Source organism: Carboxylicivirga sp., assembly GCF_982718395.1.
In genome coordinates this window covers 1-24,774 of sequence record NZ_CEXQWX010000058.1, presented here as the reverse complement: position 1 = coordinate 24,774, position 24,774 = coordinate 1, and the positions used below count along the sequence as shown (strand labels likewise).

At 37.5% G+C, this 24,774-nt stretch carries 19 protein-coding genes; 9 read left to right on the top strand and 10 right to left on the bottom strand.

Features of this window, described 5'->3' with window-relative positions:
- Positions 1–2: 2 nt before the first annotated feature.
- Positions 3–452, bottom strand: a complete 450-nt coding sequence (locus AC4MRQ_RS12420; protein ID WP_491197999.1) for a GbsR/MarR family transcriptional regulator — start codon at positions 450–452, stop codon at positions 3–5.
- 351 nt (positions 453–803) lie between these two features.
- On the opposite strand from AC4MRQ_RS12420, the gene AC4MRQ_RS12415 reads away from it, so the two are divergent.
- Complete coding sequence (locus AC4MRQ_RS12415; RefSeq protein WP_491197998.1) at positions 804–4,076, top strand: UvrD-helicase domain-containing protein; 3,273 nt, start codon at positions 804–806, stop codon at positions 4,074–4,076.
- A 298-nt stretch (positions 4,077–4,374) separates the two neighbouring features.
- On the opposite strand, the gene AC4MRQ_RS12410 is transcribed toward AC4MRQ_RS12415, so the two are convergent.
- The 5 genes from AC4MRQ_RS12410 to AC4MRQ_RS12390 form a co-directional block, all read right to left on the bottom strand.
- The gene (locus tag AC4MRQ_RS12410) at positions 4,375–6,702 is read right to left on the bottom strand and encodes a glycoside hydrolase family 20 protein (protein WP_491197997.1); all 2,328 of its coding nucleotides are present in this window, start codon (positions 6,700–6,702) and stop codon (positions 4,375–4,377) included.
- 350 nt (positions 6,703–7,052) lie between these two features.
- A complete protein-coding gene (locus tag AC4MRQ_RS12405; protein ID WP_491197996.1) occupies positions 7,053–8,381 on the bottom strand; it encodes a serine hydrolase domain-containing protein in 1,329 nt (442 codons plus the stop codon).
- A gap of 94 nt (positions 8,382–8,475) precedes the next feature.
- A complete protein-coding gene (locus tag AC4MRQ_RS12400; RefSeq protein ID WP_491197995.1) occupies positions 8,476–9,060 on the bottom strand; it encodes a thioredoxin family protein in 585 nt (194 codons plus the stop codon).
- 10 nt (positions 9,061–9,070) lie between these two features.
- Positions 9,071–9,550 (bottom strand): TlpA family protein disulfide reductase, encoded by a 480-nt coding sequence (locus tag AC4MRQ_RS12395; protein WP_491197994.1) that lies wholly within the window; start codon positions 9,548–9,550, stop codon positions 9,071–9,073.
- A gap of 45 nt (positions 9,551–9,595) precedes the next feature.
- On the bottom strand, positions 9,596–10,759 hold the full coding sequence (locus tag AC4MRQ_RS12390) for an Lnb N-terminal periplasmic domain-containing protein (protein ID WP_491197993.1): 1,164 nt from the start codon (positions 10,757–10,759) through the stop codon (positions 9,596–9,598).
- 60 nt (positions 10,760–10,819) lie between these two features.
- Here AC4MRQ_RS12390 and AC4MRQ_RS12385 point away from each other — a divergent pair, with 60 nt between their 5' ends.
- The 6 genes from AC4MRQ_RS12385 to AC4MRQ_RS12360 all read left to right on the top strand — a co-directional run bounded on the left by AC4MRQ_RS12385 (position 10,820) and on the right by AC4MRQ_RS12360 (position 14,981).
- Positions 10,820–11,350: a HEAT-like fold family protein gene (locus tag AC4MRQ_RS12385; RefSeq protein WP_491197992.1), complete on the top strand. Its 531-nt coding sequence runs from the start codon at positions 10,820–10,822 to the stop codon at positions 11,348–11,350.
- A 150-nt stretch (positions 11,351–11,500) separates the two neighbouring features.
- Positions 11,501–12,067, top strand: a complete 567-nt coding sequence (locus AC4MRQ_RS12380) for an RNA polymerase sigma factor (protein ID WP_491197991.1) — start codon at positions 11,501–11,503, stop codon at positions 12,065–12,067.
- Between the two features lie 10 nt (positions 12,068–12,077).
- Positions 12,078–12,611 carry a hypothetical protein gene (locus tag AC4MRQ_RS12375; RefSeq protein WP_491197990.1) on the top strand — a complete coding sequence of 178 codons (534 nt, stop codon included), beginning with the start codon at positions 12,078–12,080 and terminating at the stop codon, positions 12,609–12,611.
- A complete protein-coding gene (locus AC4MRQ_RS12370; protein ID WP_491197989.1) occupies positions 12,601–13,689 on the top strand; it encodes a hypothetical protein in 1,089 nt (362 codons plus the stop codon). The genes AC4MRQ_RS12375 and AC4MRQ_RS12370 overlap by 11 nt, the downstream gene beginning before the upstream one ends.
- Positions 13,690–13,696: 7 nt before the next feature.
- Complete coding sequence (locus AC4MRQ_RS12365; protein WP_491197988.1) at positions 13,697–14,209, top strand: hypothetical protein; 513 nt, start codon at positions 13,697–13,699, stop codon at positions 14,207–14,209.
- A 106-nt stretch (positions 14,210–14,315) separates the two neighbouring features.
- Positions 14,316–14,981, top strand: coding sequence for a hypothetical protein (locus AC4MRQ_RS12360; protein WP_491197987.1), 666 nt, complete (start codon positions 14,316–14,318; stop codon positions 14,979–14,981).
- 87 nt (positions 14,982–15,068) lie between these two features.
- On the opposite strand, the gene AC4MRQ_RS12355 is transcribed toward AC4MRQ_RS12360, so the two are convergent.
- Entirely contained in the window at positions 15,069–16,514 is a 1,446-nt protein-coding gene (locus AC4MRQ_RS12355; protein ID WP_491197986.1) for a hypothetical protein, read from the bottom strand.
- A gap of 213 nt (positions 16,515–16,727) precedes the next feature.
- Here AC4MRQ_RS12355 and AC4MRQ_RS12350 point away from each other — a divergent pair, with 213 nt between their 5' ends.
- Positions 16,728–18,104, top strand: coding sequence for an MATE family efflux transporter (locus AC4MRQ_RS12350; RefSeq protein ID WP_491197985.1), 1,377 nt, complete (start codon positions 16,728–16,730; stop codon positions 18,102–18,104).
- A gap of 125 nt (positions 18,105–18,229) precedes the next feature.
- Here AC4MRQ_RS12350 and AC4MRQ_RS12345 read toward each other — a convergent pair whose 3' ends face one another.
- Entirely contained in the window at positions 18,230–19,534 is a 1,305-nt protein-coding gene (locus AC4MRQ_RS12345; RefSeq protein ID WP_491197984.1) for a carboxypeptidase-like regulatory domain-containing protein, read from the bottom strand.
- A 332-nt stretch (positions 19,535–19,866) separates the two neighbouring features.
- Here AC4MRQ_RS12345 and pepF point away from each other — a divergent pair, with 332 nt between their 5' ends.
- Positions 19,867–21,741 carry an oligoendopeptidase F gene (pepF, locus tag AC4MRQ_RS12340; protein ID WP_491197983.1) on the top strand — a complete coding sequence of 625 codons (1,875 nt, stop codon included), beginning with the start codon at positions 19,867–19,869 and terminating at the stop codon, positions 21,739–21,741.
- Positions 21,742–22,249: 508 nt separating this feature from the next.
- On the opposite strand, the gene AC4MRQ_RS12335 is transcribed toward pepF, so the two are convergent.
- Positions 22,250–22,642, bottom strand: coding sequence for a hypothetical protein (locus AC4MRQ_RS12335; RefSeq protein WP_491197982.1), 393 nt, complete (start codon positions 22,640–22,642; stop codon positions 22,250–22,252).
- 5 nt (positions 22,643–22,647) lie between these two features.
- The coding region (locus AC4MRQ_RS12330; RefSeq protein ID WP_491197981.1) for an RHS repeat domain-containing protein at positions 22,648–24,774 on the bottom strand (2,127 nt) is incomplete at its 5' end.

Below are 24,774 nucleotides of genomic sequence, written 5' to 3'. Positions count from 1 at the left end.
CTTTATTTTTTAAAATATTGATCAGCTTTTTCATCTAAAGTTGCCAGTACATCAGCATTAAATGCTATTGAATTTTCAATAAACTGGTACAGGTCGGAGTCTTTATCGTTTCTCAATACCAGACACTTCCTTAATAATGCATCTTGTTGTTTGTAATTATTGATCATCATCTTAACAAAGTGGATAATTCCCTTAGTATCAAGGTAGAATAGACGTTTCCGATGACTTTCTTCTGACACAACATAATTTACTCTTTTCAGTTGAATCAATTGATTGAGGCTCTTACTTACCGCACCTTTGCTGGCTTCTGTTTGCTGAATAATTTCTTCGAATGAAAGATGTTCTTTTTCAGACAAATAAAACACTCCCATTATTTTCCCTGCTAATGGAGGGAAGCCATCAATCTCATACGCATCTGCAAAACTCTGAAGAATTTTTTTCCCAGGTTCCATTTGAATTATAATTTATAAAAAATTGGTTTCCTTACAGGGAAACAAAGGTGAATGAATAATGTTTATTGAAATTATTACAAGTTGTTGAAATGCTTAAAAGACGTGTTGAAATGTAGATTTAAGCCTATCAACTAAATAAGATAAGATGGTTTATTGGAATCTTTAGTCAGCTAAACTAATCTCGCACTGTTTAGCATTAAGGTTTAGAAGTCCTGTTTTGATGAAGTTTTTTATATTTCTGATGCAATTTAAAGGATACTCAGGAATCCAATAACCTTATATTTCCTATTCATTTTTACAAACCTCCTATTCAACATTTATCCGTACTTTTGATAGCAAACGAAATCGTTCATGTCAGAATTAAAGATATACCGTGCTTCGGCGGGCTCAGGTAAGACCTATACCCTATCAAGGGAATTTATTAAGTTGCTTTTTAAAGATCCTGCCAACTATAAAAGTATATTGGCAGTTACTTTTACCAATAAGGCAACGGCTGAAATGAAAAGCCGGATCCTGGAAAACCTGTTTGCTCTGGCTACAGCTTCTAAGCCTGATTATCTGGATATTCTGATGAAAATTCATGACAAGCCTGAGGCTTACATACGTAAAATGGCCAAAAGCATATTGATCAATATCCTGAACGATTTCTCTAAATTTTCAGTCAATACCATCGACAGCTTCTTCCAAAAAGTTATTCGCTCCTTTGCTTATGAAGCCAACCTGCCAGCCAATTTTAAGGTAGAACTGGATTCAGATCGGATATTATCACAAGCAGTGGATAATCTGCTTCGTGAACTTGAATTAAAAGGCAATGAAGATCTCAAGGAATGGCTTATTAAACATACACTATCTAAAATTGAAGAAGGTAAAGACTGGAATATTACCAAAGAGCTGAATACATTGGGCCGCGAAGTTTTTAAAGAAGAATTTCAGAGCCTGAAGCCCGAAACTTTGCAAAAGCTTAGAGATAAAAAGCTACTGAATAACTACCGTTACGCTTTGAAGAAAATTACAGATGCTTTCGAAGAAAGCATTCAGTCAGCAGCTCAAAAAGGTTTGGATGCTTTAAAATCATATGGTGTCAGCTACGATATTCTACAGGGCAAGTCCCGATCGCCACTTAAGAAGCTGGAAAAGCTGGTGAATGTAAATAAAGCGACTGACTACCTGGAGATTATAAAACTGGATGGGTTGGCCAATAACCCCGAAGCTTGCTTCCACAGTAAAAACAGTGAATCGGACAACAGCATTATCATCGACTGCTTTAATGGCGGACTCAACGATGCTTTACTACAAGTGAATCAGATCTTTACCGAGCAGAAGACAAATTACTTTACAGCTAAGTCCATCTTATCAAACCTCAATGCTCTTGGCATTACAACCGATATCGCTCTTAAAGTTAATGAACTGGCGCGAAATGAAAATCTGTTTCTGCTGGCTGATGCCAATCAGCTGTTACACCAGATCATTGATGAAAACGATGCTCCTTTTATTTACGAAAAAACAGGCACCCGTTTTCAACATTATATGATTGATGAGTTTCAGGATACATCCAGATTACAGTGGAATAATTTCAGACCATTACTTCAAAACAGTGTAAGTGAAGGCAATACCGCGATGATTGTAGGGGATGTAAAACAATCGATTTACCGTTGGCGTAACTCCGACTGGAAACTATTAAGTGACCAGGTTAACATTGACTTTGCAGTTCATGGTACACAGCCAAAGACGCTGGACACCAATTGGCGAAGTACTGAAAATGTTATCACGTTTAATAACGTTATATTTTCCGGAGCCTCACGTATGTTACAAGCCGAATTCGTTAATTCGTCCAAAGAGGCCATTAATGAAGATGCAATGCCGGCCGACCTGCAGGATAAAATAAAAATTGCCTATGATGATACCATTCAAAAAATATCATCTAAAGTAAAAGATCCTGATGGTTTTATTCACGTTGCCTTTAAGGAAGGTAAAAATGCCGAATTCAGAAATAATGCAACCGAGGCAGCAGTTGAGCAAATCGAGCGTTTATTAAACGAAGGGTATGATTACCAGGATATCTGCGTACTTGTACGACGAAAGAGTGAAGGCCAGGAAATCACCGAAGCCTTGTTATCTGGTCAGTATTCTCCCGAACAACGTAAACATCCGGTTATCTCCAACGAAACACTTCTTTTAAGCAGTTCTCCGGCTGTGAACCTGGTGATTCAACAAATTAAGTACATTCAGGAACCGGATAATGATGTGTTTGAAGCCTACATAAAGCTTTACAGTCATTTTTACCAGAGCAATGCCTTTGATGAAAGCATTACGTGCAGCACCAATATCTTACACGATGATAACCCTGCTTATTTTGATGAATTATCCTCACAATTATTGGAATTAAAAGGCAGTCCACTCTTTGAGATGACTGAGACATTAGTTCGTCGATTACCAGATGAACTCTACCAAAACCAGTTTGTATTCCTGCAAGGTTTGCTGGATGCTGTCCGCGATTTTGTGACAAATATTTCGGTAAATGCCCATGACTTTATTAACTGGTGGGATGATAAAGGGCATGGCACTGCCATATCAGTTCCCGACGGCCAGAATGCCATCAATGTAATGACTATTCATAAGTCTAAAGGATTGGAGTTTAAAGCAGTAGTTATACCATATTGCAACTGGAATATTGATGACAAAGGACGTGGCAGCCTTATCTGGAGTCGTCCGCAAACTGAACCGTTTAATGCCCTGGAATTGGTACCAGTCAACTACTCAGATGCTCTTTTGCACTCCATTTTTGTGGATGAATACCTAAGCGAACGATTGCACCAATTTGTAGATAACCTTAACCTGCTTTATGTAGCCTTGACCCGTGCCGAAGAAAGTTTGGTTATTATGGCTGAAAAACCAGCGAAGACTGGCGGTTTAAAGAACGTTTCGCACTTACTATTTCGTCTGATCAATCAGTTTAATATGCTGTCGGATCTTGATGAAGCGCTTCAGGAACAGTTAACAGACAGCTGGGATGAAGAAAGTCAGACCTTTGAGTTTGGATCAATCCCTGTGCAGGATGCTAAGATCAAAGTAGCACCCACTGAGACTAAACAGTTTAAAACAAGTGAGCTTGGAACACGCGTTCGTATACATCCTGAAAGTGCCACCATGAGTTCGCCTGATAGCTTTAAGAATGTGAAGCATGGTAAAATTATGCACCGTTTGTTTGAGTTAATAGTTGATGTTAATGATGTTGAAACAGCCATTACCAAGCTAATACTAAACGGTCAGCTAAAAACATCTGATAAAGACAGTTTATATGACTTTGTGATGTCAAAAATCAATCAGGAGGGTGTAAAAGAATGGTTCAAGCCAGATAATACCGTCATTAACGAAGGTACCATTATGGTACCAATGGGTACCTATCGCCCTGATCGTGTGATCATTCAGAAGGACAAAGTCATTGTGATTGATTATAAGTTTGGTGAATTGCAACAAGAGAAGTACGCCCTGCAGGTAAAGCGGTATATGGATTTGTTAAGAAAAATGGGCTATCAGAATATTGAAGGTTACCTGTGGTATCTGCGAGAGGAAGATGAGATTATTAATGTCAGTGATCAGGCCATACAGGGAAGTTTATTTTAAAAGTTAATTCTCTCTCTTTTTGATTGGAATAAGGATCACATCTTTATACCCATAATGTAAATAAAGATACGATCCGTAAGTGCAAAAAAACTTCAAGACGTTTTTAAAAAATGTCTTGAAGTTTTATTTTTTTATCTAAACCTTTTGAAAAAACTTCTAGATGTGTTGGTCAACTCCTCAAGACCTTTTGACCAACTTGTCTAAACCTTTTTGCAAAATACTTAAGCATTTTTTGAAAACCTTTAGACATTTTCTGAAAAAGCTTGGATGTTTTTACAAATGCGCCTGTGCTTTTTTCTTATTCTACGATTATTTCATCGACAAACAGCCAAGACTTGCCTCCTCCTGCACTATGCCATTGAGGTACCTTACCCTGGTTGCTCACCAAAACCTTAATGTATCGAGCTGTGGTATCGCTAAGATCAACGCTAAAATCAACCACCTGTGCTTCACTTTGCAATGGTACATTGTTAGTTGTTGAACCGGCAGGTACAAATTTATTACCGTCCTCAGATGTATATACCTTAATTCCTTTAGGTAAGAATATCCACGAACCCGTCTGGTGCAAGCAGCCAACCGTTACCTTTGACAAAGGCTCCTGTTTTTCTAAGTCAATAGTTAACTCCAGATCTTCGCCTTCAAATCCCTGCCAATTGCCATCGCCAAAGTTGCGACTTCCGCGTAGACTATTAACCAGAGTGATTTCACTCCTTCCCAAATACTTTTTATGCGGAGGATTTTTATAGCTCAGAGCTTTAGCTGTGGCCTTATGCAGATTAAAGTTTACCCTTGAGTTATTACCGGCTTTTTTACTATTAATAAAGGCAGCCGCTGTTACTGAAACTGATTCATCGATGTTGATTGCACCCTCATATTTGTGTGACGACTGCGTTGGTTCTGATCCATCCAGAGTGTAGTAGATATCAACATTTGGCACTTCAGTATATAGGTCTAAAGCTATGCTTTTTGATTCTTCATTAAATACGCTTTCAAACTGAACGGTGTACATACTTCTGGCATAATTGATTCCCATCGCATCGTAGGTAGCTCTATATTGTCCAATGCGCTGACTAAAGTCGATCCAATCGCGTTTGTCTTCTTTTGTCCATAATACTTCGGCCATAGCTGCCATACGCGGGAATGCCATATACTGCATATGCGCTTTGTTGGCCACATGCTCTGTCCATAAATTACCTTGTCCTCCAAGTATAAAACGCGCTTTATCCGCATCTAATTCAGCCGGAACCGGATTAAATTTGTAAACCCGTTTCAAAGGTAGTGATGCATTAAAGGCAACCGGTTCGGTATCGACAGGCCCCTGATAATAATCCAGGTAACAATGCGATGTTGGCGTCATTACCACATTGTGACCACTATTCGCAGCCTCTATCCCGCCATTAAATCCACGCCAACTCATAACTGTGGCATTGGGTGCCAATCCTCCCTCTAATATCTCATCCCATCCTATCAGAATACGGTTATTAGCCATTAAAAACTTCTCAATCCGCTTTATAAAATAGCTTTGTAGTTCATGCTCATCTTTCAAGCCCTCAGCTTTGATTCGTGCCTGGCATTTTTTGCACTTTTCCCATTCAGCTTTATTAGCTTCATCTCCCCCAATATGAATATACTCAGAAGGAAATAAAGCCATTACCTCGGTTAGAATATCTTCAATAAACTGAAAGGTATCATCTTTTCCGGCGCAATAAATATCAGTAATTGGCCATAGTCCTCCGGGAACCACATTAAACGGACCTCCGGTACAAGAATACTCTGGGTAGGCTGCTAAAGATGAAGTTGTATGCCCCGGCATTTCAATTTCGGGCACAATTGTAATAAAGCGTTCTTGTGCATAAGCTACCACTTCTTTTATATCTTCCTGCGTATAAAAACCACCATAAGTAGCTTTTTCTCCTTCTTTCATTGCCGGTCTGGAATCCCAAGGCAAGTGTTCACGATCCACCCGCCATGCACCTACTTCTGTCAATTTGGGGTATTTTTTTATTTCGATACGCCATCCCTGATCATCAACTAAATGCCAGTGGAAAACATTAAGTTTATGAAAGGCCAGATAATCGATCAGCTCTTTCACCTCTTCTTTTGTAAAAAAGTGTCGTGATACATCAAGCATCATACCCCGCCATCCAAATTGTGGAGCATCTTTTATCTGTGCTGTATTTATTTTAAAAGAAAATGGTTCACCTTTTTTTAGCGTATGAATATCCTTTGGACACATTTGTGTAAAAGTTTGAAGTCCGTAAAAAACACCCGCCGGTGTCGCAGCTTCAAGTATAACATTTGTGGTCTCAATATTTAATTCATATTCTTCATCTTCCAAAGCTTTATTTTGCCTGATGATAATGGTACCATTCTTACCACTTTTATCTGTAAGCTGCAGCTTTTTTCCACTGGAAGCTTCAATCTTTTTGTTAAAAACAGTTATACCATCTTTCAACTGATTATCTTCGACAACAATAACTGTTTTTTCGGTAAACTTAAATGTTCCGCTATTATAAGTGATTTGATTAGGCATTGGTATTAATGCCTCATGATTGGTGTTTGGTTCTGAACAAGCACCCAGCAACAGCACGATTAAAGCAATTGCTATAAGAGGAATGTTTTTCATTTCTGGTTTTATTAAATTCAATCTAAAAGTCCCCAAAAACGAATAATTCCAAAACTAAGACTTGTTCAATATAGGTAAAGAGTGTTCAAGGTAGGTTAACAAAGAGTAATCATGTTCTGGTTAAGAACATAATTAATCCCAATCAGATTATTCCAAGTAATCAGGCATGTGTATTGACATATTTTTGTCTGGTTTGAGATTAGATTGATTATCTGTCTCTTTGTTTGTGCCCGGTGCACTGCGCACAATGCACTGAGCACTGTAGTTGCTTATTCTTCGTGTTGGCTCTATTATAACAGTTTCAAAACAAAATTATACGTCAAAAATTATGCTTGACTACTTAATACAGATTAATAAATGACCTGAGGGCGTTTCTGTGACGAAGCCCAACTATTATCCATTTCAAACAAATCATACACGGGCCAATTTTCAACATATTTTAAGCCTCTGTCAATGGTTCGTGAAATATCATTGGCCAAAGCCGGCCCTTTCCAGCTACCAGTGTTAAACAGTACCACATATGCAATACCATTATCTTTACGGGCCATAAGAGCAGATGTACCTGCTAAAGTTCCGGTTCTGTACCAGGTTTTTGAACGAATACGCCTCCATCCCAACGGACCATAATTATTAGCTTCTGAGTCAACCATGCATCTGACACTTTCTTCACTCAGAATATCATCGTGAGAATCAAAGCCATCAATGGATAATAACAGTTTCATCAAGTCGGTTGAAGAAGCAATCCACCCCCCTGCAGCCCCAAGCGCATACATGTCATTGCCACCATACGTTCGAAGTACTTCTCCTTCTGCACCAGTGTGATCTGCTACATAGAATGTAGGCGTTGGTTCGTAATATTTCACTTCCATTTCGGCCCTTTCGTGCAAATGACTACCTCCAATTTGCATATCAAAAATTCCCAATGGATATAATAAGTTGGTCTGAATATATTTTTCATATTCCATACCGGATGCCTTAGCTATTACCTCACCCAATATCATATAACCCAGGTTAGAATAATAGGATGACTGTCCGGGAGTGAAATGCAGACGTTTATTTAGTACAAAGCGGATGATATCACTTTTGCTTATCGGCAATTCCTTATTTAAGGAGCGCGCTACGATTGTAGGCATAAACATCTGATCACCCCAGCGCGTTGTCCAACCTCCACTGTGCTCCATAAGGTGACGCACAGTAATCTGTTCCACACGTTTATCTCTGTATTCAGAATAGATGGAATCATTTAATATGCCATTAGGGCCAAATACTTTATCCTCTAATGAGATGCCTCCCTGCTCCTGCAAACGCATTACTCCGGCAGCCGTGATCAACTTTGAGATGCTGGCAACCCGAAACAGATGATGTGGTTCTACTTGGGTTTCTGCTTCTGTATCAGCAAAACCAAATCCTTTTGCATATAGCAGCTTGCCATCCTTAGCTATGGCTACAGATGCACCTTCAAGCATTTCGCGACGCATAAACCGCTCAATCTGCTTCTCCAGTTGTGCAAACTCCTTATCTTCTGACATAAATGCAGGCACATGAAAGGACTGTACTTTTGTTCCCGGAGGGTTAAAGTCACTTCCATATGAATCAAGTACCGGATTAACCATTGAAGAACTTAACCACAATGTACCAGTGAGGCTTAGTGTTATTAGAGATTTATATATAAACTTCATGCAAATCAAATCAATATTGGCACAAAAGTAATGGATTCAAAACTCAAATGAAACCCTTGATTCCAAAATACAATCTATCTTATCGTGTTACGAATTAATTACTAAAAGGTTTAATACTGCATCCTACTGCCTTTGTTATTGTTGGATTCACTTCTTTATCTGACTGTATTGCTGTAATAGCATTTTCCAGATACTTAACTTTTACCTGTGAAGCATCTTGCGGACTATCATCAATTGCACCAATATATGCCACTTTAAATCCATTATCTGTATTATTTAATAGAAATACATGTGGTGTTTTAGTAGCACCATAAGCTTTATAAATTCCATCATTATCCAATAAGTAAGGATAATCATAAGCTTTCTTCACCATATAAGAAAAACCATCTGTTTTGAAGCTCGCTGAATCGTTTGGATTAATAGCCACAACCGGAAACTTTTGTGGGGCAAAATCTTTATTTAACTGATCAATACGTACTTCATAGAACTTGGCATAAGGGCAATGGTTACACGTAAAGATCAGAATAACTCCCTCCTGTTCATTATAGTCACTTAATGCAACCTTTTGATAATCAGTATTTGTTAGTTTAAATGCCGGAGCCTTATCGCCCACCTTAAGCTGTGCTTCAGCCGTCAATACGAATGACAGCATTACCATAAATAAAAGTGTTTTCTTCATAATAGTGATATTAAAGATTAACTGTATCTATTAAGTGTAGTAACTGTGGTAAATCCAACTCTCCTTCATGAAAAGCTTTAGAATTACCCTTATAAATAATGGTTGCAGGAATGGCACCTGACCAGCCGGAGTCTATTTTATCAATCCATTCGTTCGGATTTCGTTCATCTAACAGCAATACTTCCTGTCCAACCTGATTTTTATCCAGAAAAGGAATAAGTTGCTTCTCTTTTTGTGATTTAAAATCAAGACTAACCAGTAAGATTTTTAGTGGTTTATCAGATTGTTGTAATTCATTAGATTCAAATATAGGCAGTTCTTCAACACAAGGTTGACACCAGGTGGCCCAGAAGTTAACTACATATACTGTATCATTATTACTTGTTCTCTCAAGCAGTTGTTTAATTGAGATTTCAGCAACCTCCTGTCCTTTAAGCGGGGACACAAAACCAATTAACAACAATAATAAAGCAAGACTTACCTGTTTCATACAAAATGAAACAGAAAGCCATTAAAATAGTTCGGAATGTTGATGTTAAGACCTTGTTAAGAGGTAATACCATGAAGCATAGCGGCTAATCAACAGCAAGCACAAAGGATAAATCATGACTGGCAGGTATTGCGGTATTAACCAGCCAAAAGCCAGGGGCATACTCGCACAAACTACTAAAAAGATTAAGTAAATCCTGAATGGTTTAGAACGATAAAACCAATTGGCTACAAAAGCCAGAAATAAATTAAATGGTATCGCCCAAAGCATATTAAAATTCTCACCAGTAACGCTATGACGTGATAAAAACCATAAAAAGAAGATTAAACAACCCACAATCCCTGTTGCCAATAGAAAGATTCGATTTACAAGAACCAAAGCTTTTTTTCGCTTAATCTCAACATATGCAAGAGCTAAAGACAGAACGAATAACAGCCAAAACAATACAGCGGGTTTAATAATACTTGCTTTTGATGTTGATTCAAACGATAGTATAACTTTGGGTTCGCCTAGTAACGGTCTGCTCTCATCATTAACAATGCTGGCACTCGTCAGATGCTTCATCAGATAATCGGGTATAAACATTTGATTATACTGATTGGCATTATCATCTGTTTTCATCCCTAATATAATATCCAGTCCATCACTTATCCATGGGAAGTTTTCTCCATATTGATGAAGGATGTCCCGGTAAGAGTACACTTCCAACTCATCTTGATTATAAACCAATTCGCCATCAATGTTATCTTCAATGATATCTCTTATGCGTGTTGCACAATTATCAAAAAGGAAATCATAACGATAGAATTTATTTTCGGGCTGCGCATTCTCCATCAGAGCTACAAAGAATTTCTGTTTCTCATCTGATGTAAAGTTGATGCTTTGCTCCCACACACTTCGCTTTTCATGGTTATAGGATCGTAAAAAACGCGAATACTGACCGTATGTCAGCATATAATTCAGATTACCATTGGCAAACTTGAGGTAAAAGTTAGGTGTATCAAAATCAAAAGTGCCATAATTAAAAACAAGATCGAAGCCTGCCACCGGATCATTCACTCGAATAGCACTATGTCCGAATAATGAATACAATTCTTCTCCAGGTGAACAGGTTAATAAAGAAATAGTAGCTTCTTTGGATAACTTTGATTGAGCAAAGGAAATGGTTGATAATGCAACCAGGCAGAATGAAAGAAATATATGACGCATCAATTAATTTTTTGTCGAAGATAAAAAATATCATTTATTGCCAATCCTTATATTTGTTTTATGAGCAGCAGAAAAGAAGAAATTATTGCATTTGTTAATGGCGAATGGCCAGGTCCAACGTTTAAAGAATATTCAAGAGAAATATGCCAGTCAAAACAAGATGTTGAATTATTATTGGACCTCCACGAACATGAGGATGACAAAATTGCCTGGCGAACCGCTTACCTTTTAGATCTGGCCCACGATATTGACAAACGAATATTAGAAAACCATTTGGAGTTGCTCTTAGCAAGGACACCCAAACTGACTAATCAAAGTATCAAGCGACATTATCTCAGAATATTATCGCAGCATGATATCAGCGAAATAGCCGATGGTCACTTTCTGGATTGCTGTTTCGAGTGGCTGCAAACTGAAGAAACTCCAATAGCGGTCAAAGCGCATTGCATGCAAATCATTTATGACCTGAGCATCCCTTATCCTGAATTGATACCTGAATTAAAAGCTGTACTGCAAAATCTTTTACCGTATGGCAGCAAAGGTGAAGTCAATCGTGCAAAAAAAATATTAGCAAAGTTAGAATCTCAGTAGATTATTAGATATTATTGAAGTATCGAGTAAAGAGTACAAAGTATCAAGACTATTTACATGATGAAAAATATCAATAAATTTTCATTTTTTTCACTCTACATGCATCCATTTAAAATTCCTCCTGTCATTAATGCGACAATAAACTAGAAATTGACACAAATAACCACCGACATACACCGACCCATCATTGAAAAAGCGGTAAAGGGCCATGCTAAAGCACAGAGAAAACTTTATGAGCTCTATGCCAAAGCAATGTTCAATATATGCTATCGCATGATGAATAGTGTTGAGGACGCTGAAGATATGTTACAGGAGGTTTTTTGTGAAGCATTCAGGAGACTGGAAAGATTTCGCTATGATTCAACATTTGGCGCCTGGATCAAACGAATAACAATTAACAGATGTATTAATGAATTAAAACGACGAAAACTAAACCTGGAACTGAATGAGGAGATTACACCGGATGCCATGCTTGACGAAGCTGAAGAGGCTGAAGATTTAGAACTGAAAGTTGAACACATTAAACACGCAATGGGAATGCTACCTGATGGTTACAGAGTCATATTTTCACTCTATATGCTGGAAGGCTACGACCATCAAGAAATAGCTGACATTATGCAAATTTCAGTGTCTACTTCAAAGTCGCAATTGGCACGAGCTAAAAAGAAGGTAATAGAAATATTAAGAGCAAGCTCAATGCAGTACAATCTTAATTAAACTAAGTATTATGAATGATCGCCTAAAAAAATACATAGACCTTAATAAGGATGCGTTTGACTCGCTGGACATCCCTGCAGACAGCTGGAATTCAATTGAGAATAAGCTTCATGGAAGTAAAAGCAAACGATTGAGAATTATTCGCTATAGCTCTATTGCTTCTGCAGCCGCTTTAATTGGCGCCTTTCTATATATAGCCGTCATAAGGCAACAAGCCGGAGATGAATTAATGGCAGAAGAAAACCAGCTGAGTGAAACCGAATTATATTATGCCACACAGGTTAACCAAAAAAGAGCGCAAGTTTACCAAATGTCAGCAAGTCATCCTGAATTACAAAATGAGATGGAATTGGATTTAGCCGAGTTGGATACTGCAATGGTTGAACTTAAACGCGATCTGAAGGATAATGTGGATAATGCTGAAGTGGTAGAAGCTATGATTCAAAATTATCGTATGAAACTATCTATTCTGGAAGACATCATGCAGTTTTTGGAGGAACAACAGGAAAATAACGAACAAAAGCACACATCATATGCATTGTAACAAACTATACATACTCTTTGGCTTTCTATTCAGCATGAGTTGGCTACAGGCCCAAACCATAACTGAAGAGATTAAAAAGCAGGAAACGTTTTACGTGTTACCATCAGCAACCCTTGAGGTAAATAACAAATATGGCAACATTCATTTCTCTACATGGGAAAAAGACTCAGTAAGTGTATCCATTAATTTCTTTATTGCTGAGAAAAATGAGACCCGCTTTCAGAAAATTAAGGATAACGTACAATTTAAAGTAACGGGCAATTCTGCCTATATGATGGCCGAAACCGTTTTTGGCAGTAAGTATTCCTCCTTTTTAAAAAATATTAAGGAAGCAACCAACTTATTGGGATTAGATAATTCGAGCACACGAATTGATTATTTTATTACAGTTCCCCCACATATCAACCTTAAGGTCAATAATCGTTATGGAAATATTTTCATACCTAATTTTAGCGGTAACTTGAATATTAACTTGTCAAATGGTGATTTTCAGGCTAAAAACATTAGTGGTAACAATCATTTGAAATTAGCTTTTGGCGATGTCCTCATCGAATCATTGCAGCAAAGCACCCTTGAGCTCAACTTTAGCAAAGCCAATATAACAAGTGGCCAACAACTGGATATTAAATCAAAATCATCTGAGGTAAAAATCAATAACTGTAACTTAATTAAACTGCAATCGAAAAGAGATGAATACCAGATTGATGAACTGGAGCACCTGTTTGGAGAAACCTACTTTTCTAAATTATCCATACTCAACCTAAAGAAAGAGTTTAATATGGTGATGCAATACGGTGCACTGAAACACCTTGGAATGGAATCGACCTTTGACTTGGTGAAGATCAATTCGAAATACACCAACTGTAGTGTTGAAATTGATCAACCATTAGCTTATAAATGCACTATTATTGCTCCCAAGGGAGAAATAAATTTGCCCAAAGAGTTAGTAGCAGCAACACCCAACTGGCAAGATAAAATTGAATCTGAAGTGGTGGCATTTAATTACAAGAGTGACTCTTCGAAGGAAAAGGTACAGATCCGGATTAGTGATGCTAACCTGATAATAAGCCATAAATAACCAAACTATGAACCTTAAACCAATTAAAATAATAATTGCCTTGCTGCTGATATGCATTATTAACGGCAAGGCTCAAGATTACAAGAATGCTGCCCGGTTATCCTTTGGGAATTATTGGGGAGCCTCCTTTAAACGAATGTTTAGCCAGGAAGATGGTGTAATGGCCAACGTACAACTTGGTGAAAACAGCATGGTGATTTCCGGATTGCGGGTATTTCATAAACCAGCTTTTCCTGAATCCTCCAGTCAGTGGTTCTTAGCTTATGGTTTTGGTGCTCATATGGCTTATCGGACGAAAATTAAGAACCGGAATTTTTTCCGGCCCTTTGCGCCACCTATCATTCATGAAGGTAATTTTATTTCGCCTGGGTTAGATGGGTACATCGGATTGGAATATCGGTTTCTTAAATATCCGTTTACAATTTCCGGAGATTTCATGCCCAATTTTGAGTTTTTCGGTCCCGGCTATTTTCGTCTGAATATGAACACCATATCCTTAAGTGCAGCATTTGTTTTTTAATAAGAAGCTATAGCTCATTAAATAATTCAATTACAAAATTTGTCGGATGTGGAGCAGTAAAAACCCCGCACGACAACTAAAGTCTTAAAATAAAAACTCTAACGATATGAAAAAATATTTATTAGCAGTAATAATGCTCGTAATAACCGGCAGTTATGCTTTTGCACAAGAAAATGACAATAAGGTTCGTACTATTTTTGATAGTAAAGAAGATCAATCCAACGGCGGTTACGGTGCCATCATGGTCAACTATAGTCAGGTTATGGACCGTGATGCTTTATTAGTCGGTGGTCGTGGCGCCTGGATCATTAACCACAATTTTGGACTCGGACTGGGTGGTTATGGACTGATGACTGATCCCAAACATGATAACGTTTTAAACGATGAGTATCAGATACTGGGTGGTTACGGTGGTTTGTTATTGGAACCAATTGTTGGAGCTAAATTACCAGTACATCTATCATTTCCAATCTTAATTGGTGCCGGTGGAGTAAGCTATAACAAACACTGGCAGCAATACGAAAATGATTACGATTATGAGGTTTATGAAGACAGCGACGCTTTTTTTGTATTAGAACCAGGTGCGGAACTGGAATTTAATATGCTCAAGTTCTTCCGGTTTGGATTATCAGTCAGCTATCGATACACGAGCGATATTAAATTAAACTACCGCAAAGGAACTATCGGTGCACCTGACCCGAATGTAATTGGCCCAAAAGACATGCTGCGAGGTTTTAACTATGGTGTCGTCTTGAAATTTGGTAAATTCTGATTGTCAAAAACTCCTGACTAATAACCTTAATAATAATTCAGGGTTGTAACTATGAAACATAGACTACAACCCTTTATTTTTTGTTTATCAATCAGTTGCCTCTCCCTTATTCAACAGCTTATCTTCCCATTTCTTTGCAAAATCACTTAAGAATGGTACAGAAATACCCACTATAAATCGCCAGCGATTCCATCGAATATCAGTCTGTGCCTCATCACTGTATAGCGATACGTCATCAATTGTGGGGAATCCTAAAGGTCTGTCAACTGTGTATTTTGCAGTTGCCAATGAAGTACCAAAGGTTAAATCAATGCGTTTAAGTTTCAACACTACTCCTCCACCAAAGTGATTAATATTAGCATCAAAGGTTGAAGCATACGTGCGCGATTTAAATGGCCCATCAATATTATTTGAGCCGACAGCTGCCGAAAAATCAGTTGAATAACTGACGTAACCATACACTTCATCGCTGAATACAAAATTGTATCCAATACCAAAATTGATCACAGATTTCAATTCATCAACCAATGATGCCTGATAAGTTATACCTGTACTTTGTCCGATAAATGGTTTATTCTGCATCAATGTATATTCATTAACAGCACTGAAATACTCAGTACTTACATGGATCGATCCCCGTTTAAATTTGTAACCTGCTCCTACAGCAATAGAAAAAGGTGTTTTAAAAACCATATCCAGCCCGTTTTGATTATCTCGTTCATAAATACCTTCCTGATCATTAATGCCGGTATATACTTGATCATAATTAAACGAACCATCTCCTGATAATGATAGTGTTGGTGTTGTTAAGGTTAATCCCCAAGAAAAACGAGGGTAGCTCCATGATGCTCCAAGTTTCCATAACAATCCCATATGGGAGAAACTATAGCCATTGTTTTTATTGTATACCTCAACATCCTCTGCTTCAGTATAAGCCTGAAGTAATAATTGATCAACCGCATTTTGTTTTCTTATGGTCAGAAAGTTTGAAATACCAATGCTGAATTTAGAATCCGGTGCATATGACCAGCTAAGTCCAAACCACTCTTCATTAAAATTCTTCTCCAATACCATATCACCACTAAAATATTCATCGCCCGGAACAGAAGGCAGAACATTGCCAAAAGTGCTGCTACTCTCTTTTATACTCATATCCAGATTTCGTCTGCCAAGAAAAGAATAGGCAAACGTATGCTTATCCCATCCTTTAACACGATAAGTACCGGCTAATAAACTGGGCGCTCCACCAAATGACGATTGAGTTTTTGGTGAGGTTCGTCCTTCATCAGAGTTGGTATCAAAGGAATAAGAACTCAGCTGATAAACCTTACCACTTATTAAAAAAGCATTTTCCTCTAAAACGCTTAAACGAGCCGGATTATAATATACTGCCCCAAGGTCCTCTACACTACCAAAAACTGAGTTGCTAAGCAGCATTGATCGCGTACCATATTGCTCGGTCCAATAATGCGCATCCTGGGCATTAGACATTATTATTACAAACAGCAAAAGAAAAGTAAAAGTCAATTTCATTGGATTAGGTTTTATTATTTCTCAAACAAATTATGCAATAATTATCAAAAATCACATCCATAAATAAATTATCTTAACTTCAGATTCCTGCTGAAATAACTTTTACTGATCGTGATTCAATTGGGATGAATTGTTAAAAATGACAAAACAACATTATTTGAGTTGCGAATCGTCACCTTTTTTTACTTTTGTCATCTCATTCGAAATAGCAATATGTCAAAACAGGCACAAAATGTAAAAGAGCTGGAATTTGAACGCATCCCCAAATTGCTTTGGAAATATTTCCTTCCGGCTTTTGCAGGTGTCATCATTAATTCATTATACAATATTGTTGATCGCATATTTATTGGTCACGGTGTTGGAGCGTTAGCCTTATCAGGCTTAAGTGCTGTTTTCCCTATTATGGTGATTATGATGGCATTTGGTATGCTGATTGGTATGGGTGCCGGAGTTCGCGTTTCGCTTAATCTGGGAAAAAAGGATTTTGATAGAGCCGAAAAGGTTTTAGGTAATGCTTTTATCCTGATGGTGATAGTTGCCCTTTTGATTATGGGCATTGGCTTTGCTATTAAGGCACCTCTGTTAGGCTTCTTTGGCGTTAATGCAGAAACTTTTGATTACGCCAATGAATATCTGGATATCATTCTGTTTGGATCGGTGTTTAACATTGTTGGCTATTCGTTGAATAACCTGATTCGCTCAGAAGGAAGTGCTAATGTGGCCATGATATCCATGTTGATCAGTGCCGGATTAAACCTTATCCTCGATCCTATTTTTATTTTTGCTTTAGATATGGGCGTGGCTGGTGCAGCCTATGCCACTATTTTATCACAATTTGCCTTAATGATCTGGGTCATTGTCCATTTCAGAAGTAAACGTTCTGTGATAAGGCTGAAAATGCGCAACTTTCCGCTCAAGAAAGATATTGTATGGTATATCCTGTCTATTGGATTTGCACCCTTCAGCATGCAGTTGGCATCCAGTCTTGTATTTGGAACCTTTAATGTGCAACTGGTTAAGTATGGTGGTGATATAGCCGTTGGAGCGATGGGAGTTATAATGAGTGTTGCTATGCTACTGGTCATGACCATTATTGCGATTAATATGGCCGCCCAACCTATTATTGGCTTTAATTATGGGGCAAAAATATACAGCCGGGTAAAGCACACTTTAGTTATCAGCCTGATATTTGCCACCCTCATCTCCATTTTGGGATTTGCTTTAAGTGAGTTATTTCCCCGAACTATTATAAAGGCTTTTAACAACGATAGTCCGGAATTACTTGACATTGGTACACGGGGTCTGCGTCTGTTTCTGTTGGCACTTCCCCTGGTCGGTTTTCAAATCATTACCGGTAACTATTTTCAATCTACGGGTAAGGCCGGTCTGTCAGCATTAATCTCTTTATTAAGGCAGGTAATTGTTCTGGTTCCGATATTACTTATTTTACCAAAATACATTGGACTAGACGGAGTATGGCTCGCCGGTCCTATTGCCGATACTGTTTCAGCAATTATTACTTCTGTCTTTTTAATTATCGAATTCCAACGCTTAAACCGGGCCATCGCTTTCCAGAATAAAGAAGGCTGACAACCCTTAAGTTATCAGCCTTGAAATATATTAATTTGGTTCAGATGCCTAGTTCATCTGTCTGGGTATAATTTGGAATATAAACTTTTATCTTACGGCTCGCGTCTTATATCCTATGTCTATACCTAATTATTAAGCTTTTCAATATTTTTCTGAATCTTTTTAATGGCCGATTCAATTGATTTTTCAGGTTCAATAACATTATAAGCTCCCCAGAAATCTGCATCAGCAAACCCCAATTCAGTATCGCTCATTACTATGTTGGTTTTCATACGTTCGGGGCCTTTAAAGGTCTTTTCTGTTGTTTTTTCCCAATCGGTAACCGCCATTTCTATACCAGTGTGGTAATTGGAATTAAACAAGCGTCTTTTCCAATTTACTTTAAAGGTGATTTCTCCACGGGAATATCCATAAATCCATTTCCCGTCTTTTTCGCGATAAGTTACCAGGTATGTGGCTTTGGTTGGATAAACATCGGCACCGGCTGGTTTACGTTTGATAAATAACTCACCAACAGCTTTCTTATCTTCCGTATTCACATTGTACGAAGCACTAACGATGGCCATGGTTTCCGAATCGATATAAAGGCTTCCATAGAATAATGGCTCTGGCACCCATGATTTCTGTTTAAAATTCAGTACATAAATAATTCGATCGTCCTGACGAGTGATATTTCCAATTTCAAAATCGTACTGATCCAGTAAATCATATCGTAAAATCATGTAAGGACTCTTCATTATATCCAGCATTAATGTCGAATATGGTCCTCCCTGTAATTTGAATAACAAAGTATCCAATTTACTGTAATCAACACTCTTACGTCCTTTCAATAATTTTACCGCATCGTTTCTTTGATTGTTATAGCCCTGTTTATATACCTCAACTACTGCTTCTGATAATGACGCGTAGGCACGACGCTTACGAATCGTTTCACGATAAAAGGCTGTCATCATATTCTCATCCTGTGAATAGTTATCCTTTCGATGGTTTAAAACAGCTTCAATCAACAAATTAGGATCTTTTGGAAATACTGTAATGGCATCCAACGAAACGGATAAAACATCCAGTTTAATTTTATTCTTATCCTCTTTTAAAGTGGCAATAGGTAAGTTTTTTTGCTCATAGCCAATGTATGAGAATGTTAATCGCTTATTCAGCATTTCGTTGGGAACTTTTAATGCAAAGTATCCTTCTGAATTAGTTACTGTAGCAATATTCGTTCCTTCGATGGTGATATTGGCAAATACCAGATCATCTCCACTTTTTGCATCAACAACTTTCCCTTTGAATTCTTTATAAGTTCCTTCTTCAAATACTCTTTTCTCTTTTTTAATGGCATCATTTGCAATAAGAGTAGTTGAGAGCATACCAATCATAAAAATCAAAAAGAAACGTGTTCTGAGTCCGAATTGTTGTTTTAATGTTTTCATGTTATTTAGGTTTAACTGTTTGTAATCGCATTGTCAATAGAAGGACATCTGTTGCGTAATTTTACCCTTATCGAAAAAGGAAGTTTTTTTAATTTTAGTCATAACCGGCTTAGCGGGTGATTCGCTTAGCCGGTAAAACTGTTGATCTACCCTCGCGTTACGGATAGTATCTTTACTTGCATTTCCACTATTAAAGATACGATCCATATACTTCACGAGATATCCTCCTTTTCTATCTTGCTGCTTTTTAAATCACTACCACTTCATGCCATTTTATTTTCTTTTCCTTATTTTGGCACTTTGTTAAATAACACACATAACACAATTAAACCATGAAGAATTTGTCTACTTGCTTATTATCATTCGTTCTGATGATAGCGACAACAATGAACACTTTTGCTCAAAAAGAACGCTCTGAAATTGAGGATAAATACAAATGGAATTTCACAGACTTATATGAGAGCGATAAGGCCTGGTCGACCGCAAAGGATCAATTGGTAAAAGAAATGGACCAGATTTCTGATTTCAAAGGAAAATTGGGTAGTTCTGCTGCTGATCTGTTGAACTACCTTGAATTCTCCAATGATTTAATGAAAGAAGGATATCGCTTGTATATCTATGCTTCCTTAAAATCTGATGCTGACTTACGTGACTCGGAAAATATGGCACGTGTGAAAGAAATACGCCAGGTATTTATCGAATATGGACAGAAAGCATCATTCGTCACACCTGAATTGGCAGCAATTCCTGAAGCAACCATAAATCAATTTATTGCTGAAGAGCCCAAATTGGAGATTTACAAGATGGGCTTAATGGATGTGTACCGGATGAAAATGCACACCTTGTCTGAAGTGGAAGAAGCAGTAATGGCTAAAACCGGTATGATTACAGGAACAGCTAACTCCACCTTTAGTGTATTCAGTAATGCAGAGATGCCACGTGCCAAGGCCATGATTGATGGCGAAGAAAAGGAACTGACACCGGCTAACTTTAGTTTAGCTCGTTCATCAGCTGATCGCAAGTTACGCCAGGATGCAACAAAAGCCTATTGGGATAATTATTTAAAATATGAAGGTACTTTTGGTGAAATGCTGAATGGACAGGTTAAAGTGGATGTTTTTCGTGCCAAGGCCCGCAATTACAATTCAGCTTTGGAAGCCTCTTTAAAACCTAATAATATTCCTGTAGAAGTATATCATTCACTGGTGAAAAACGTGAATAATAACCTGGGAACTTTTCACCGTTACCTGAAACTGAAAAAGCGTATGCTGGGTGTTGATGAGTTAATGTATTCTGATATTTATGCACCAACTGTTAAAGGTGTTGAATTGAAGTACAGCTATGAAGAAGCTCAGGATTTAATTCTTAAATCATTAAAACCTCTGGGTAAGGAATATATTGAAGTGGTCAATAAAGCCTTTAACAGTCGCTGGATTGATGTATACCCCAATGTTGGTAAACGCAGTGGCGCCTACTCCAATGGTGCTGCTTACGATGTACACCCTTATATCCTGATGAATTACACCGGGCAGTATAACGAAGTGAGCACATTGACCCATGAGCTTGGACATACTATGCACAGTTATTACTCCAACAAAACACAACCTTTTGCTACGGCCGACTATGCCACTTTTGTCGCCGAAGTTGCTTCCACCTTTAATGAAGTACTATTAAACGACATGATGCAAAAGAAATTGAAGGATGATGATCTTCGTCTGTCCTTGTTAATGAGCATGCTTGATGGTTTCAAAGGTACTTTGTTCCGCCAGACTCAATTTGCAGAGATTGAACTGGCCATTCACGAAGCTGCTGAAAAAGGTACACCGCTAACAGGCAAGGCATTAACCCAAATGTACGGAGATATCACCCGCAAGTATTACGGACACGATAAAGGTGTTTGTACTGTTGAAGATAACATTGCGATTGAGTGGGCCGCTATCCCTCATTTCTACATGAACTTCTACGTGTACCAGTACAGTACTTCATTCGTGGCCTCACAAGCTTTAGCTGCTAAGGTATTGGAAGGTGATAAAGAAGCAACTAAGCGCTTTATTGAATTTCTGTCATCAGGTGGTTCGGATTACCCAATTGAATTATTGAAAAAAGCCGGTGTAGACATGACTTCATCGGAGCCTTTTGATAAAACCATTGCCTCCATGAACAGCATTATGGATGAGATTGAGGCGATATTGGATAAGAAAAAGTAGTATTAGTCAGTAGCTTCAAGCCAGAAGAACGAAGCATTATATTTTAAACCTGTCAGGGATTCAAAATCCTGACAGGTTTTCTTTTTAGTTTTTTCTTTTACATGCGATAAATATGCCTTATAACAAGTGCAGTAGCTACTATACAGCTAGCCTACCTTCTGATAATAAAAAATTGTGCTTAACCATTATAAAACCAATAACTATCGGTTAGCAAATCGATAACTATCCATTTTAAAACCGATAAGCATCGGTTGGCGATTCGATAACTATCCATTTACAGATCGATAAGCATTGGTTTTGTTGGACAGTAAAAACTGGAATAGATTTAGTAATAAAAATAAATCCTGACGCATATTGCATCAGGATTTATTTCTTATCGTGTTAGTTAAAAACTAACTTTTAGCTAGAACGAATTCAAAAACTTCGTTCAGCAAAGACTTTTATTACAATTCATTTCAAAGACTATCGAATCATAGCAAGATAGTTTACTACAAAACTAAAGCACAATCTAAATTGTACTTCTTAATAATGCTCCTAAAGCAAAGAATCCAACAAAAAGGATCAATAAGTATATAATGCTAAAAACTTTTAGCCTACGAACTTTTGCTATTGACAAACCTTTGTTACGATTCAACACCTTGTTGTATCTCTTTTTATAATTAAAGTAAACTAATGAAATTAATACAGAAGCAAGCGAGAAATACTTGAAATACTCTTCGTATGGAATAAACTTATTTGGCAACATCACATACTCTATTAAAGATAGTAGAATATACAGATTAGTAACGCCAATCAATGTTACCGTAATAATCGCAAAATACTGAGGGTATTCTTTTTCTTTAAAAACATTAATACAAAAGAAATATGCTTTCGTAAAAATATATGAATATAAGTCTTTCATTTTATTTATTTAAACCATTTTGTATCATCCCTTCCATACCACTTACTTGGACCATAACTCTTGCCAAGATTCCAACCGATACTCCAAGAGGTACCAATAAGTGGAATTGCTCCAATGCCATTTGAGGCTTGTTCAATAATCATCTCAGTTGTTCCTATTTGACTGCTTCGCCACTGGGCATCAACATCATATATACTATAAGCAGTAAAAACATATCCTCCATATTTACTAACGATTTTAAGTGCCTTTGGCACTTTTAATGGTGTTTCTTCAATACCATTCAATGCACTTTGACGAAGAAATTCATTATTAATAATATGATATCCTTTTTTAGCTAACTCATTAGTAGCAAAAAATGTAACACTACCGATAAAATTATTCGATAAACCATCATCTGAACTGCTCGTCGCCCAAGGACCAGGAATTCCATTTCTTGTAGGCATTGCCATATACGCATGACTTGATCTTGCGCTTACAGGCCTTACCGATCTACTAGAGTTTCCTTTAGCAGTTCGAAATCCATTATTTAATATATGCTTTGCCCTTAAATTTTGGTTGAGAATATCAAAATTTATAGAGGATGTATGAGGAATAAACTCAACATTTTCGATGGTAGGAGCTAATATCATATCTTGACCAAGACCAACTGTAAAATCAGTAAGTAAACTCATATCCAAAAAGTGATAATTGATATCAAAACTAGCTTGTTTAGGCATATCATAATAACTCACAACAAAAGGAGTATTTGCAGCTGCATCAAACCAGTTTTGATCAAAGTTAATAGCATTGGCTGTTGTATTTAAAAACCACCAACCTGCAGCAATAGCCAGGTATTGAAACACTTCACCACTTGGGTCTGTATAGATCATTGGGTTATTCATACAGTAGGTATATCGGTTATAACCCATTGCTACATCTGGTGATTGGATATGTGGATCAGGACTTAAAAAGCGTGATACCAAAGGATCGTAAACCCGTCCATTCATATTTATTAAATCAAACCCATCTAAATGCTCGTGCATTGTATAGCCCCTTGAGGTATATTGATATTTACCTTCCATATCTAAGGCTTCTTCCCATTTGTCAGGATTACGTCGATTACCCCAGGGATCATAAGCAAAGCGTTCAACCACCTCAAAGTCACCTGAGCTATTTTCCTTTGTGAGAGCTGATAAAGATCCTAAATAGTCGGTATGTGTGTAATACAAACCTGATTTAGTAGTTTCTTTTTGATCATCAATATACATGGCTGTTAATCCATTACCACCACTAATGTAATAGACTTTCCTGGTTTTTCCATCGTTAAACACTTCCTCTTCATAACCGTCAAAGTAATATCGTTTAAATAATGAATTATCGTTAGCATCCAAGAATTCGGTAATACGTCTTTGGTTATCTACTCCATAAGTTATTTCCAGCTTCTGAAGTTGTTGATTGTCCATATTTTTCTGCGTTACCGTTTCCACTTTATTAAATGGTGTATAGGTAATGCTCTGTTTCTGCAGCTTATTTGGTTCGCCATAATATCCTGCTAAGGCATGTGGTCCGGCATCTCCGCCATATTCAAATTCTGTAAGTTCTGTACCTCCCAGGAACTGCTCATCACCCTTATGATGTATATTACCATTACTATAATAATCCATTGAACCGCCACCAATTTCTTTGGTATAATTATCACTGCTATTATAAATATTCCAGGCTGTCATTTGGTGATTATCATCATCATAGTCGAAGAATTCCTTATTATACACCTTATTATCAAAGCGATATTCTAAATGACCATTGTCTGTAAAGTTGTATGTATTCCAAAATAGGTTGCTGCCATTATAAGTCGTTTTAATTGATTGTGGTAATCCTTGTGTATCAAACCCCAGATTTGTCTCGATCAGCTTGCCTGGCTTTACGTTCTGGGTATAACTCGTAATTTGTCCAAAAGCATTGACATCTCCCAGTTGCCATACCTTAGTTGAGCTATTAACTCCCGGAGCCTGAACCAAAACAGAATTCAATACACCATAGCCATTATAATCGTATTCAACTTTAAAACCGGTATGATATGTTTCAGATATAATACGCGTATCCTTTTCATCATAACCATACCCTTCAAGCTCACTTTTAGCATTATTATTAAT

Excerpts from the sequence above, each read along its gene's own strand:
- AC4MRQ_RS12420 (WP_491197999.1), bottom strand. The coding sequence starts at position 452 with ATGGAACCTGGGAAAAAAATTCTTCAGAGTTTTGCAGATGCGTATGAG.
- AC4MRQ_RS12415 (WP_491197998.1), top strand. The coding sequence starts at position 804 with ATGTCAGAATTAAAGATATACCGTGCTTCGGCGGGCTCAGGTAAGACC.
- AC4MRQ_RS12410 (WP_491197997.1), bottom strand. The coding sequence starts at position 6,702 with ATGAAAAACATTCCTCTTATAGCAATTGCTTTAATCGTGCTGTTGCTG.
- AC4MRQ_RS12405 (WP_491197996.1), bottom strand. The coding sequence starts at position 8,381 with ATGAAGTTTATATATAAATCTCTAATAACACTAAGCCTCACTGGTACA.
- AC4MRQ_RS12400 (WP_491197995.1), bottom strand. The coding sequence starts at position 9,060 with ATGAAGAAAACACTTTTATTTATGGTAATGCTGTCATTCGTATTGACG.
- AC4MRQ_RS12395 (WP_491197994.1), bottom strand. The coding sequence starts at position 9,550 with ATGAAACAGGTAAGTCTTGCTTTATTATTGTTGTTAATTGGTTTTGTG.
- AC4MRQ_RS12390 (WP_491197993.1), bottom strand. The coding sequence starts at position 10,759 with ATGCGTCATATATTTCTTTCATTCTGCCTGGTTGCATTATCAACCATT.
- AC4MRQ_RS12385 (WP_491197992.1), top strand. The coding sequence starts at position 10,820 with ATGAGCAGCAGAAAAGAAGAAATTATTGCATTTGTTAATGGCGAATGG.
- AC4MRQ_RS12375 (WP_491197990.1), top strand. The coding sequence starts at position 12,078 with ATGAATGATCGCCTAAAAAAATACATAGACCTTAATAAGGATGCGTTT.
- AC4MRQ_RS12370 (WP_491197989.1), top strand. The coding sequence starts at position 12,601 with ATGCATTGTAACAAACTATACATACTCTTTGGCTTTCTATTCAGCATG.
- AC4MRQ_RS12365 (WP_491197988.1), top strand. The coding sequence starts at position 13,697 with ATGAACCTTAAACCAATTAAAATAATAATTGCCTTGCTGCTGATATGC.
- AC4MRQ_RS12360 (WP_491197987.1), top strand. The coding sequence starts at position 14,316 with ATGAAAAAATATTTATTAGCAGTAATAATGCTCGTAATAACCGGCAGT.
- AC4MRQ_RS12355 (WP_491197986.1), bottom strand. The coding sequence starts at position 16,514 with ATGAAATTGACTTTTACTTTTCTTTTGCTGTTTGTAATAATAATGTCT.
- AC4MRQ_RS12350 (WP_491197985.1), top strand. The coding sequence starts at position 16,728 with ATGTCAAAACAGGCACAAAATGTAAAAGAGCTGGAATTTGAACGCATC.
- AC4MRQ_RS12345 (WP_491197984.1), bottom strand. The coding sequence starts at position 19,534 with ATGAAAACATTAAAACAACAATTCGGACTCAGAACACGTTTCTTTTTG.
- pepF (WP_491197983.1), top strand. The coding sequence starts at position 19,867 with ATGAAGAATTTGTCTACTTGCTTATTATCATTCGTTCTGATGATAGCG.
- AC4MRQ_RS12335 (WP_491197982.1), bottom strand. The coding sequence starts at position 22,642 with ATGAAAGACTTATATTCATATATTTTTACGAAAGCATATTTCTTTTGT.